Source organism: Aequorivita marina (assembly GCF_031631895.2).
Taxonomy (GTDB): Bacteria; Bacteroidota; Bacteroidia; order Flavobacteriales; family Flavobacteriaceae; genus Aequorivita; species Aequorivita marina.
The window spans coordinates 29,124-42,063 of the sequence record NZ_JAVMBW020000006.1; the positions used below are offsets into that span (position 1 = coordinate 29,124).

Sequence of the window (12,940 nt, forward strand, 5' to 3'; positions counted from 1 at the left end):
CGATAAACCAAATTTAATATGAAACGCATCCTCGTACCTACAGATTTTTCCGAACAAGCAGAAAATGCCCTAAAAGTCGCCTTACAAATTGCTAGAAAACACGATAGCGAAATTTTCGTGCTACACTCTATGGAAACGCCGCTACATTTAGCTACAAACTCTAACTCCGGCGGTCTTCCTGAATCTTTATTTTTTATAAAGCTCGCAAAAAAACGCTTTAACGAACTTGGGGAAAAACCATATTTAGACGGCATTGAACTTAATAAAACCATTGGCCACGACGAAATTTATGAAGACATAGAAGCTTCGTGTAAAAACAACGACATAGACCTTATCGTCATGGGCTCAAATGGCGCGAGCGGATTTAAAGAAATGTTTGTTGGTAGTAATACCGAAAAGGTGGTCCGAACTTCTGAAACTCCGGTTTTGGTTATAAAAAATCACCATCCAGACCTTACTATTAATGACTTTGTGTTTGCTACCGACTTTTCTGAAGAAGGGCGTGGCGCGCTGGACAAGGCACAAAAATTTGCGAAGAAAGTTGGGGCAAAAATGCACCTACTCTACGTCAATACACCTGCAGGGTTTAAAACATCGGCACAGGCCCAAGAAATAATGGAAAACTTTGTACACGGGATGGGGGTTGAAAATTACACCCTCAATATCTATAACGACACATCTGTTGAAAAAGGAATCCTGAGTTTCACTCAATTTATAAATGCGCAATTAATTGGTATGGGCACGCACGGCCGTAAAGGAATCTCGCACTTTTTTAACGGCAGCATCAGTGAAGATATGGTAAACCACGCGAATATGCCAGTGGTTACTTTTAAGATTTAGGCTTAACTCTGCTATCTAACTTTCTAGCTTTGACAAAGTTTGTTCTAGCCCTGACAAAGTTCCAAACTTTGTCAAAGATGGAGGTGTTTAAGGCAATAAGCCGTAAATTTTGGAATTACCGATGGTCTATCAAGTTCAAAGGTTTTCTGCTCATGGCGGGGAAACGCAGGGTTTTAATTTCCTCAGAAGTAGCAAATTCTATCGTAGGTGCTACCCGCAATTTCGCCCGAAAATGATCCTTTATCAGAAGTAATAATTCTTCAGAAATATTTTCAACAGCCACTTTAATTAGTATTTCATCCGTTCCTAAATCATTGTGAAAAATTTCGATTACATAGCTTTCCACTTCCGAAAAATCATTCAGGATATTGTACATAGCCGGCGGATAAAGGGTGGTGCCCTTGTATTTAATCATTTGCTTTTTACGGCCAACCACTGGACCCAACCGCATGGTGTTTCGGCCGCAGTCGCATGGCCCTGAATGTGCTTGAACCATATCGCCAGTTTTAAAGCGTAGCAAAGGCATGGCCTCTACCCCAAGTGTAGTGATAGTAAGCTCCCCTACTTCACCGTTTAGAACGGGCAAATTATTGTCGTCTAAAACCTCAGTAATAATAAGCTCCGGATGATGGTGGCCACCGTTATGAAATTCACATTCGTTAAAGGCGGTGCTCATCTCGGTAGAGGCATAGGTTGAAAATAGCTCAATATCCCAATCTTTTTTTATCTTTTTCGCCAAGGTGTTTAATGAAAAATCCTGTTCCCTGATAGGCTCTCCAATACAAATAGCCGCTTTTACACCACTATTCTTAAAATCGATTCCTTGATTTTTAGCGTATTCAATCAATTTTAATAAAAAGGAAGGAACCGTTATTAAATACGTGGGTTTAAACTTTAAAATTGAGTCCCATTGCAACTCTGGAATTCCGGAGCCTACGCGTACAATGCCTGATCCCAGTTTTCGCGCGCCCAAAAAATAGGCCAAACCCGCCATAAAACGCCTGTCCATGGTAGTCATTAATTGCAAGGTATCATCTTTTCCAACCCCACAACACGCAAAAGAAATTGCTTCGTTATACGCCAACCTTTCCAAGTCTTTATCGGTCAACGCAAAAGTTACCGGATCGCCCAAAGTGCCAGAGGTGGTTACATAATCTATAATTTCAGATTTTGGCACACAGATAAACTCATCATTAAAGCGTTGTAGGTGCTCTTTAGTTGTAATAGGCAATTCCTTGAGGTCCTCCAACGAATTTATTACTGAAATATCTATGTCGTTGGTCTGGAGAAACCGCTTATAAAAAGGTGAATTTTTAGCTATATACTCTAATGTTTCCTTCAGTTTCTCTTCCTGAAAGGTTTTTATTTTGTCTTGGGATGCTTTTTCTATATCTGGAATCATTTTTTGCTATCGTACAACTTTGACAAAGTTTAAAACTTTGTCAAAGTTAATGTTAGTGTTTTAATTTTTTTAAATACTTTTTAATCCTTTCCTTATCAGGCACTGTTGTTATTTCTTTCGTTAATGCCTTTTCAAAAGCTGTTTTTGCGGCAGCGTTGTAATTTTTTTCAAAGTAATACTTTCCTGTTAAATAATACGCCTTCCAATACTCAGGATTTTTTTGTTGCAAAGCGGACAATTTTTCTGGTGAAATCGTTTCCTTGTTTTCAATTGCGGCTTCCACTTCCCGTTCCAAAATACGATAAGCTTCATAATTTTTATATTCCTTTGAATGAATAAAAGGATCTTCCGGAATGGTTCCTTTTGGATTTGAAAGTGTCGTCATGGAAGGATTGCCTTCTCTATTACTGAAAGCTTCGTTCAAATCATATTCTACAAATTCACCCAACTGATACGGATTCGAAGAAATCCAGACCTTTCTACTTTCAGGCTTAAATACAATTCCGTGGTGCGCCAAAAGTTGATTTAATGCTTTCTCGTTTCCGAAGCCAATATCGGTATCTGCAAGCCCTTTTTTATTCCGAAGAATTGAAACTGCATCAGGAACATCAAGTTTTTTATATTCTGAAATTAATTCGTCCATTCGTTCAAAACGGTACATGGAATGGCTTTCGGCAATCCATTTTAAATTGCGCTCATCTTGCATATAAGCCTCGCCCTGAAAATGATTGCTGCAAATTAAACGCTTTGTATTTTCTACCTTATACACATCAAAATTATCTGGGGCAACCTCAATAATCACTGCTTTTTTATCGTGTGCACTAGCCACAAATATAGCTTCGGAAACAAAAACTTCTCTTTTTTTGGCAATTTCAATAGCTTCTTCAATGGTTGAAGCATATTGTAAAATTTCGCGAGTTACTATTGAAATAGGTGTTTTGGCCACCATGGGTATTTCAGATTTCCCGGCGTTAATGCTTACCGTAAGCCCTTGGTCGTTCATTCCGGAGACTACCCCAATCATACCTCCCCAAGTAACGGAGGTAAATTTATGGCCTTCGGAAGGGTTTACAAAAGCAATTATTTTATTCTTTGCGAAATCATCGCCTACATAAAAGTCAAAGTTTCTTCCTATTAGCAGTTCGCCATCTACGGTTTTATCACCCCAAACGGCAAAAGAAGAACAGCCCACCAGCATTAAATCTTGCATGGCATGGCCAATATCATGAGCGGCATGAAGGTAGAGCAACCTTAAATACGGATCGCCAATTTCCTGAAAGTTAGCTGATGAAAATTGCGAAAGTCCATAAAGTTCGGTTTTGTATTCATCGGGAATATGCAAATGCATTTTTCGGGCGTACCAGGCTAAAAACTTCTTTAGCAAGTATTGTTGAAATTTTGAAGGCACAAACTCTTCCACCTTATTAAAAAAATAGGCTTCCTGTTGCTGCATCAAATCTTGAGTCAGGCTACCAGTGAGTTTACCGATTTGCAACGGATTTCCCTCCACATAAAACTCCCAATGTCCTTGAGCGTTTTTATGAAGAAAGTTATCTCCTGCGACAAAAGTAGAATCGTTTATCTTTATTTTTTCGGGAATGCTTCCGTCATAACCACTAACATCGGGCCTATCGCGCATAGATTTGGAAACTCCGCATGAATTCAGAAAAACAACCAAAAGCGCAAATGCCACTATTTTTCCTGAAAACTTCATCTCAATTATTTTATCAGCTTAGCCACGCGTTTGTTCGTTTTTGACAAGGCACGGTTTTCCTTATAGTCAATCCATTTTTGTCCGAAAGATTTTCGCATTAGGTTTTCAAAATGTCGCATAAAGAAAACATTGTAAAGCATATTTCCAAACCGCCCAAGATGCCGCGGAAAAGCACGAAGCGTCATGGAAAATCCGCCATCCATGTATTTTATATAATGCCAATAACCGCTGGGCATATATAGAGCATCACCGTGCTTCATGGTAGCTTTTACGCCCTCTAAGTACTGCAGCGCCGGATAGGTTTTAAAATCTGGATTGTCTAGATCAATGGTTTCCAAGTTATGGACCGCAAATGGAATTTTATACATGTACTTGGTCTGGTCTGGAGCAAATAGTAGTACTTCCTTGGTGCCCTGAAAATGAAAATGCACTAAATCTGCCAAGTCCATATCGTAATGGGGTAAAACCTTAGAGCCTTCTCCCCCAAAGAAAAGCACGGGAAGTCTTTTAAAAAACTTGAGCCCAATATCTGGATACTCAAAATCTTTTAAGAGCTCAGGGAATTTTACTTTTAGATCGTAAAAAAAAATGCGCAGGTCTGTGGGTTTGGTTTTTATCAGTTCAATATAGTCCGTCATTTTCATTTCGGTGGCTGGTTCGGCAGAGTTCTGCTTGCCTTTTGTTGGCTCATTATTGTACAACGGCACCGTTTGCTCGCCAGCATGTTCTTGAATATAATCGAGATTCCACTTCTGAAAAGCTTCCCAATTTTTGGTCAATCCTTCAATTAAAACCGGTTTCTGGGGTTTATAGTACTTTTTAATAAAGTCTGCTTTAGATATATTTCGGACTCTCGCTATTGATGTAGTCTTGATTTGTCCCATATCTTAAATTTAAATTATGAAATTTCTTCTTTTGTATTCGCTTCAAGGATTTTTTCCAGCAAATATTCGCTTCCCAATATCTCTGAACAGGTTACCACCCCACTAATAGTAACGCCAAGAATACCGTGCATATTTAAACTTTGCCCCGTAAAATATAAGTTCTTAATCTTTGTTCGCGGCGAAACGAATGATTTTAGCGGGTTGTCAGCATCCTTTACATAACCGTACATAGAACCTCTGTTAGAGCCAATGTAATCGCGATAAGATAATGGTGTAGATGCGTAAACCGATTTAATGCAATCTCTTATATTCGGAAATTTCTTTTCCAACTCCTTAATTACAACTTCAGATTTATGTTCCTTAAAGGCTTCGTAGGCTTCATCGCGTTCATTTTTATTTGCCGCTGTATTAAAGGTATCTATCCAAGGTTTCATTTCCTCAAAACGCATATACGTCATCACGGTCAAGTTATCGCCCCACTCATCATTGCCTTTTTTTATTCCCATAGAAATCATATAAGCTTCTGGCCAGCTTTCCTCAGTATAATTATGCGCATTCCAAACAGCGCGGTGGTCCTTAAAATGGTAATAATTATAATTTAAGTATTTAAAGCAATTGGGCTTCAAAACCACGTAAAGACTAAAAGCTGCAATGGTGCTTTCTATATTTTCAATACGCCCGATATATGATTTTCTGAAATGGTCGTGCTCAATTAAATCTAATGTAACCTTAGGGTCCACATTCGAAATAAATATATCGCCCTCAATAGTCTTTCCATTAGCCGTTTTTACCGAAGTAACCAGGCCATCCTCGGTTTCAAACTTGGTAACTTCATGCCGTTTAAAGGCTTTTCCGCCGTTTTCACGAAATCGGGCCAGGAGGGCTTTTGTTATTTGACTTCCGCCGTTTACACAACGATACGCACTTTCAATATACGAGTTTACCGAAAGGGCATGCATATAAAAAGGAGTGCGTTTTCCTTCACCAGCATACAGCAAATTGCTACCACTTAATACCGCGCGGAGTTTTTCATTTTCTGTAAGCGAATCTATAAACTCTTTTGCCTTTACTTCAAATAATTCGGTGTTCTCATAGTATGGCTTGCCGAGTTTTAATCCATAAAGTGGAAAAAAACTACAGGTATCCTTCATTTTTTCGCAATAGGCATTGATGGCTTCTTCTTCGTTGGGAAATTCTTCTAAAAGCGTTTTAGTGAAACCCTCATATCCTTGCGCATAACGGTATTCTTTGGGGTCGTCGTCAAAAGTAATTCTGTCAAACCCATTTTCGTCCATTTTCTTAAGCTCAATATCGTCCAGAATGTCCAGGTATTTAAAGTATCTGTACAGGTTTTGCCCTTCAGCAAGACCGCCAATATAATGAACGCCGGTATCAAAAATGGTTTTATCGCGAGAAAAAGTTTGCAGGTTTCCACCGTATTGTTGATTCTTTTCTAGCAGGCAAACGCTATAGCCCTCCTTTGCTAAAATAATAGCGGAGACCAATCCGCCTAGGCCACTACCTACAATTACAACATCATATTTTTCACTCATACCGCTCTATTTCCCTTTGGCTTAAATATACTAATATTAGCATCTTGATGCACGTTTTGATACCCTAATCCCGCAAGTTTCTCTTCATTTTGGAAGGTTTTAAAATGCAAGACTACAATTGTTGGCATCACATTATTTGGTAATTGCTGCAACAATTGGGGAATCATTTTTTCTGAACTAACTAAGAAGGTATCAATATTTTCCTGAAAGATTTCCGCCGCCGACTCTGTAAAATACAGCCCGCTATATCTATGGGTTATATACGTATTTTGAAGCATTTTCCTCACTTCAGAATCTTCAATAAAACTGAAAATCTTTCTGTCAGGCCCATCAAGTGCTAGCAGTAAATCCAGTTGACCATATTGATTTGATAAATGTGCTACACGCGCAGTTTTACTAATGTGATTGCTAATTATTTGATAATAAGTATTTGCAAACTCTTTAAAATTAGCTTTCACCTTGCGGTGTAATTTATCGCCTTTATATCGGTATTCTTCCAAAAGAATTTTTTCAAAATACTTAGGCCCTTCTATTTCCTGCCTAAGTTTTATAAATTCCCTTGTAAAGTAAGCTCTTATTTTCTTGGCTTGTTGGGTATGATTTTTTCCGAAGGAAATATCATCGGCCTTTATTCGTGGTAGAATCTTGACCGTAATACTGCCATCCTTAATAATAAAACTTCCCTTTGGGTTTACCTCGCTATTCCCGTGAATTAAAACAGGTAAAACGTCTATATTAAATTGATTTGCTAAATAGAATGCCCCCTTGTGAAACCTTCTAATCTTGTTGGTTTTACTGCGCGTGCCTTCCGGAAAGACCATTATGGAATAACCTTCGTCTATTTTATTCTGAAGCAATTCTAAACTGTTTTCGATGCCGCTAGAAACCGGATAGAAATCTGCTTTCTGAACGGCTTTTCCAAACACGGGCGAGTTATAAACCCAGTCGTTTACAAAAAAACAAATTTTCGGGTATAACATTCCCATGGCTAAAATATCAAGAAAAGAAGTGTGGTTTGCAATAATAACAGCAGGCTTAGCAAAGTCTTCGCCCGTTTTATTTATAATCTCTTTTTTTACAAACGGATTGGTGTAAAGCACCGACTTCATAAATTTTGAAATCACTTTATGGAACCGTTCCATTGCCCTTTTTTTATTAATTGTAAATATGGGCATCAAGCTAACGCTAAAAAGTGACAGGAAGAACCCACCAAGCCCAAAATAACTAAAGGAAAACAGGGAATGCACAAACATTCTTGGGCGGATGGGGCGTTTTTCTGAACTGCCTATAAAAAGCTTAAAAAGCAATGGCTGAACCGTAAACGACGTAAGCATAGCCGAAAAAATACCGATAATAGAAACAATGGAAATTGAATATAACGCCGGGTGTTTGGCAAAAATCAGTACGCCAACCCCCAAAACGGTTGTCAATACTGAAAGCATAATTGAGGTTTTATGCGTAACCATAACTTTTTCGCCGGTACGGAGTTTTTTCAGCAAGCCCTTGGTCATAAAAATGCTGTAATCAATACCCAATCCGAAGATAAAAGTTGAAATAATGATATTGAAAATATTGAATTCAATACCTAAAAGCCCCATAATTCCTAGAGTTATAAACCACGTAAGGAATATAGGTGTAATCGTTACCAAGGTAAGCGAAAAGCTTCTGAAGAACAGCAGGAGTATTAGCAGAACCACCAACAAACAATACCCAATTAGGCTGTTGAACTCGCTTTTAAGATTCCCCAAAAACGTCTCGTTCATTTCCTGCCTATCAATGACCATTGTATTTGGAATGCCCTTAAAAGTACTTTTTATTTCCGAAACATTGTCTTCCTCTAATTTTATCAAGGTAGTAATCGTGGTGAAATCGGCCCTTGTACTAATATAATCTTCCAAAAGAAAAGAAGGTACGTCTTGATAATCCTCAGGCTTTAGGGGGGTAAAGTCTTTCTTTATAAAGCTATAGAATTTTTGAAATGTTGAAGGTTTAAAGCCGCTTTCTGCACCTATTTCAACTAACGCATCTTCTGTATTTGCTACGCGGGTCTCATTCCAGAATTCTTCCCACATCTTCAGATTTTTACGCTGGTCACGCTGCGAATGTACCAAGGCACCAATGGAGCTAAAACTACCAATTGCACCTTCATCTTTTAGCAATTCTAAGGTGTTATAAATAGAATCGTTTAGTTGCAGGGTTCCCTCTACAGATTTCCCGTAGGTAGCCAAATAAACCGATTTTGATGAAATATCGGTCAATTCATCCAAATGCTGTTTTGCAAGTTGTATTTCGGCAGGTTCATAATTGAGTTTTGAAATATCCTTGTTAAAGGCAACCCGATGAAATGTAAAAGCACTCAATATTAAAACTGCGCCCAAGCCTATCAACAACCATTTATTTTTATGAAATGGATAATCGGCAACCTTGTCTAAAATATTGATTTGTTGTTTTTGTACAAGCGGGTTTTTATACACCAGCGGAATAAAGAAAAGTGCGAAAAACGAAGCGCCTATAACACTTATAGCTGCAAAAATACCAAGATCGCGCAGGGCTTGAGAATCTAGGAACAGAAGACATAAAAACGCCAAAGCCGTAGTAAGACTGCTCATTAAAATGGGCTGGGTTACATCTTTATATAGACTTTCAAGGGTTTCGTTATTTCGGATATGGGTTAAAATATGCAACGAATAATCTAAAGTTACCCCCAGCAAAACCGAACCAATACCTAAGGAAATTGCCGAAATCTGTTCGCGAATCAAGTACAATACAGCTACTGCCAATAAACCGCCCAAAAGCGTTGGCACAAACAAGACAATAGGAATGTATAGCTTTCTGTAAAAGAAGATAAAGACAATAATGAGCAATGAAAAGGCAATCCCTACCGTAAACTGGATGTCGCTTTTTATTTGTTTCGCGTTTGCCACTGCAATGAGCACCGCTCCAAAATATTCGCTGCTCACCTGTTGTGCGTATTTTTTATTGAGTGTATTTTGTAGCGTATAAAGCTGTTCGGCAAACTTTCCGTTTTCGGCAGTTTCGCTACTGGAAAACTGCGGACTTATAAAAAGCAAGATGTTTTGCTCATCTTTGCTTACTAAAAATCCGTTTTTCAACACAAAGTCGTCAGCAACTCCCAGCTGCCTCAGTTTCTTTAGCGCAATAAAGGAAAGTCCAAGCGGGTCTCTTAAAATAATATCTTTAGAGACAATGCCCGAAGGTGCTATTAAAGTTTTATAATTGGCCTCCGTTTTAGCGGCAATACTGTCCTTTTTAAGCTTATTAGCGATAGTTTTATAATCATCGTTGTCTAAAAACAAGGGCAAATTGTTATAGACAAAATCCATTGTGCGCAACAGGTCGTCGTCGTTAACCCTACCGCGGATGCTTTTTATATATTGTGATGAATTAGCTTGCAGGCTATCTACAAACTCAGTAGCATAATTGGTGAGCTCATCAATTTCGGTATTTTCCTCACGGCGAATTGTAACAATGATTTTATCCTTAAAATTGACGGTCTGCAAGACTTTTTGAATGTCTTTTGCATCACTATTTACCGGAACCAATTTTGAAATATCTTCTTCAAACCTAATTTTTGAAACCAAAAAAACAAGGAAAGAAATAAGCAGAACCAAGAACATGGCACTCCCCAGCTTATTATTATTAAGAAATTTATATGTTTTAAAAAACCAATTACCCATTGCCGAAAATCTTTTTCCGTTTAAATAACGTCAAGAAAACATAGCCTAGAAAGCCAACAAATAAGGCAATAGTTACCGAAAGCACCAAACTACCAACAAGATAGGATTTTAAGTATTTCATAAGCTCCGGCCCAGGTTCTATTTCATCCATAGATAGTACAAAATTTTCACCCAGAAGCCAACTTCCAAGTTTAAGACTGAAATAAAGAATAAAAGGAATAAAGGGTGGGAGGCTTACGTTAGAAAATGCAAAGGCAATAACCTTGTTCAGTTTTAAAAGGATGGCCAGAAAAAGAACAGACACGGTATGGAAACCCCAAATAGGGGAAAGCCCAATAAAAACGCCAAGAGCAATAGAGAACGCTTTTTTCTCAGCCGAGTCATTGCTACCCAGAAAGTCTTCCATCAAAAAGCGCTTGAACCCTTTTTTTTTTAATTTTTGAAGCAAGTCCCTCGGTTTTATGTATAAAAATGCAACGATAACCAACCACGTATTCAAAATACTAATTCGCGTAAAATCCTTGAACGGCCGAAAATGCGAAACCCGATCTACCAGTTCATAATGTACTTGAATGGGAATGTTTTTTACTTCAATACCGCGCCAAGCAGCCTTTACAATGGTTTCAATTTCTAGTTCAAATTTATTAGTGTAGAGCTTTAAGTCTTGCATTGCGAAAAGCGGGTACAATCTAAACCCAGACTGCGTATCCTGCAAGGTAATTCCGGTTTCTACCCAAAACCAAAAATTGGAGAATTTGTTCCCAAAACTGCTCTTTTTTGGAACACCTTCTTGAGTCATATTTCGGGAGCCAATAAGGAGTATTTCCGGATTGGGATCTCGTTCCAAAGCATCAATAAACAATGGAATATCCTCAGGAAAATGTTGGCCATCGCTATCAATGGTAATAGCGTAATGATACCCCAAACTACTGGCATGTTTAAAACCTTGGCGTAAGGCGTTGCCTTTCCCTTTGTTTTTTGAAAAATGGATCTGTTGAATCTGCGGAAACTCAGCCAATATTTCAGAAGTGGCATCTGTAGAACCATCGTTTACCACAATCACATTTTCGGTATAAGCCAAAACACCTTCAATAACCTCTTGTAAAGTCTTGTAATTATTGAACGTTGGAATAATTACGCAACATTTCAGGGTTTTAAAATTTTCTGAAAGTAGTTTTTGGTTCATTCGAGATTTTTATACTAAGCTAATTCTGTTCCTTCCTGGCAAACTATAACACCGATGTAACCCAAGAAACGTGTAGCAAATATAGCATTTAACTTTCCTTAAAATACTGATTGTATTTCTTTAAAGCGTCATAGATAACTTTTGCCTCGTCGTGCCCTTTTACAAGAATAACTAATTTCATACGTTCCTTTTCGGTCTGCCGAGAAAATCTACTCAAAGTATCTCCTTCGAGATATCTATTATTATACTCATTTATTATGATATTTATATAACTGACATCATCTTTTCGATATGAAATATCATGAAAGTTACACACCCCACTCAACTCATAAAGCTTGTATTCACCAACTTCATTCGTTCTAACCTTTTGAGGAATAAGTTTTATATCATTTCCATTAAATTCTGCACTATAATTGTATTTCCCACTTTTAGTAAATGCATGTTTATCAATACTATCTATAATTAACTCCTTCAAATCTTCAATAGAAATCTTTTCATCGACATCGTTTGCGGTAAAAGACTCAACCGTTCCATTTTCAAAATTTATCCTTTCAATAGCATCAACAGGCAAAACATATAAGGGACCGTTTAAATTATTATATTTATTATACTCAACACTCTCCGTGGTTATTTTAACAACTTTAGATTGGATGAGCTCTCCATCATTTGTTATAATTATATCTTGAGAAAAAGAATTCGAAATACAAAAGAACAAAAGCAGTACGTAGTAATATTTCATATAAGTTAGTTTAAAAATTTTTCCTTTTCAGATGCATCAAAATTATCAGAATTCAAAACAAATTTCTTGACAGCATCCTTTAAATTCCTAGAGGAAACAACTGAATAATTCTTTAATATAAACGCTTTATCTTCTGCAACATCCTTATGGTAGCCTAAAATTTTCGGGGAGTTTTCCTGAACAGACATTCGTAAATAACGAATTTCAATATTAGTACTATCAGCTTTTACAGCTGCTTCAATAAAAGAAACTCCTTCTTTAAAAAACTCTTTTTTGTGTTTTATACCTTTCGCAAATTTCGCCTTAAGTGTTAAAGCAGCACCTTTGTATGCTGCTAAAACAGGCTTGTCTGTGAGTTTAACATCTGTAAGCTCCTCGTCAAGTTTGGTGGCAACTTCAGAATTTTTAACAGCTTCTGGGTATTGCGTCCGGGTTTCAGCTAAGCTTTGAGCACTTGCATATACAGAGACCAAAAGGAAACCGAATACAACTAAATTCTTAAGCATAAATTTTATCTTTTAAACCAAGTCTAATGGTTTTTGAGGCATTTTAAGGCCATTAAACAACTTTAAATGTAGCATTCAACTTTAGCGCTACTGTTTCGTCGAAAGAAGTGACGTTCTTCACTTTCACTTCTCCGTCCTCCTCGCTAATAGCAATAGCTAACTTTAAATCAGGGTTTTTTTCTGGGTTGATAATCGCCATGAATTTTATGTTTGTAGAAACCGATAAAAACAGTTCCTTTTCTGTTGCCTCCTCGGTTAACTCCTTTATAATTTGAATCATACAAACCCCAGGCATCACTGGATTTCCCGGAAAATGACCTTTAAAAATTTCATGGTCTTTGTTTAAGTGAATCTGTGCCGAAATACCAGTTTCCGTTTTTTCGGTGGAAGTAACTTTATATAATCCTTCAATAAGCAT

General features: G+C 37.6%; 10 protein-coding genes. 1 reads left to right on the forward strand and 9 read right to left on the reverse strand.

Annotation, left to right across the window (positions count from 1 at the left end; translation table 11 throughout):
• The first annotated feature begins 18 nt into the window (after positions 1-18).
• Entirely contained in the window at positions 19-840 is an 822-nt protein-coding gene (locus tag QPK98_RS09060; RefSeq protein WP_310992917.1) for a universal stress protein, read from the forward strand.
• A gap of 115 nt (positions 841-955) precedes the next feature.
• Here the strand turns inward: QPK98_RS09060 and flxY are convergent, their stop codons facing one another.
• The 9 genes from flxY to QPK98_RS09105 all read right to left on the reverse strand — a co-directional run bounded on the left by flxY (position 956) and on the right by QPK98_RS09105 (position 12,940).
• Entirely contained in the window at positions 956-2,242 is a 1,287-nt protein-coding gene (gene flxY, locus QPK98_RS09065) for a flexirubin biosynthesis putative acyl-CoA ligase FlxY (protein ID WP_310992918.1), read from the reverse strand.
• A gap of 52 nt (positions 2,243-2,294) precedes the next feature.
• Entirely contained in the window at positions 2,295-3,956 is a 1,662-nt protein-coding gene (locus QPK98_RS09070; RefSeq protein ID WP_310992919.1) for a C45 family autoproteolytic acyltransferase/hydrolase, read from the reverse strand.
• A 5-nt stretch (positions 3,957-3,961) separates the two neighbouring features.
• On the reverse strand, positions 3,962-4,840 hold the full coding sequence (locus tag QPK98_RS09075) for a cupin-like domain-containing protein (RefSeq protein ID WP_310992920.1): 879 nt from the start codon (positions 4,838-4,840) through the stop codon (positions 3,962-3,964).
• A gap of 14 nt (positions 4,841-4,854) precedes the next feature.
• On the reverse strand, positions 4,855-6,393 hold the full coding sequence (locus QPK98_RS09080; protein ID WP_310992921.1) for a phytoene desaturase family protein: 1,539 nt from the start codon (positions 6,391-6,393) through the stop codon (positions 4,855-4,857).
• On the reverse strand, positions 6,390-10,091 hold the full coding sequence (locus QPK98_RS09085) for an MMPL family transporter (protein ID WP_310992922.1): 3,702 nt from the start codon (positions 10,089-10,091) through the stop codon (positions 6,390-6,392). Before QPK98_RS09085 ends, QPK98_RS09080 begins: the two co-directional genes overlap by 4 nt.
• On the reverse strand, positions 10,084-11,277 hold the full coding sequence (locus QPK98_RS09090) for a DUF2062 domain-containing protein (RefSeq protein WP_310992923.1): 1,194 nt from the start codon (positions 11,275-11,277) through the stop codon (positions 10,084-10,086). The genes QPK98_RS09085 and QPK98_RS09090 overlap by 8 nt, the downstream gene beginning before the upstream one ends.
• 88 nt (positions 11,278-11,365) lie before the next feature.
• Complete coding sequence (locus QPK98_RS09095; protein WP_310992924.1) at positions 11,366-12,016, reverse strand: hypothetical protein; 651 nt, start codon at positions 12,014-12,016, stop codon at positions 11,366-11,368.
• A 5-nt stretch (positions 12,017-12,021) separates the two neighbouring features.
• The gene (locus QPK98_RS09100) at positions 12,022-12,522 is read right to left on the reverse strand and encodes a hypothetical protein (RefSeq protein ID WP_310992925.1); all 501 of its coding nucleotides are present in this window, start codon (positions 12,520-12,522) and stop codon (positions 12,022-12,024) included.
• A 52-nt stretch (positions 12,523-12,574) separates the two neighbouring features.
• Entirely contained in the window at positions 12,575-12,940 is a 366-nt protein-coding gene (locus QPK98_RS09105; RefSeq protein ID WP_310992926.1) for an ApeI family dehydratase, read from the reverse strand.

Bases quoted from the DNA above. Each gene is read 5' to 3' on its own strand.
- QPK98_RS09060 (WP_310992917.1), top strand. From the start codon at position 19: ATGAAACGCATCCTCGTACCTACAGATTTTTCCGAACAAGCAGAAAAT.
- flxY (WP_310992918.1), bottom strand. From the start codon at position 2,242: ATGATTCCAGATATAGAAAAAGCATCCCAAGACAAAATAAAAACCTTT.
- QPK98_RS09070 (WP_310992919.1), bottom strand. From the start codon at position 3,956: ATGAAGTTTTCAGGAAAAATAGTGGCATTTGCGCTTTTGGTTGTTTTT.
- QPK98_RS09075 (WP_310992920.1), bottom strand. From the start codon at position 4,840: ATGGGACAAATCAAGACTACATCAATAGCGAGAGTCCGAAATATATCT.
- QPK98_RS09080 (WP_310992921.1), bottom strand. From the start codon at position 6,393: ATGAGTGAAAAATATGATGTTGTAATTGTAGGTAGTGGCCTAGGCGGA.
- QPK98_RS09085 (WP_310992922.1), bottom strand. From the start codon at position 10,091: ATGGGTAATTGGTTTTTTAAAACATATAAATTTCTTAATAATAATAAG.
- QPK98_RS09090 (WP_310992923.1), bottom strand. From the start codon at position 11,277: ATGAACCAAAAACTACTTTCAGAAAATTTTAAAACCCTGAAATGTTGC.
- QPK98_RS09095 (WP_310992924.1), bottom strand. From the start codon at position 12,016: ATGAAATATTACTACGTACTGCTTTTGTTCTTTTGTATTTCGAATTCT.
- QPK98_RS09100 (WP_310992925.1), bottom strand. From the start codon at position 12,522: ATGCTTAAGAATTTAGTTGTATTCGGTTTCCTTTTGGTCTCTGTATAT.
- QPK98_RS09105 (WP_310992926.1), bottom strand. From the start codon at position 12,940: ATGCTTATTGAAGGATTATATAAAGTTACTTCCACCGAAAAAACGGAA.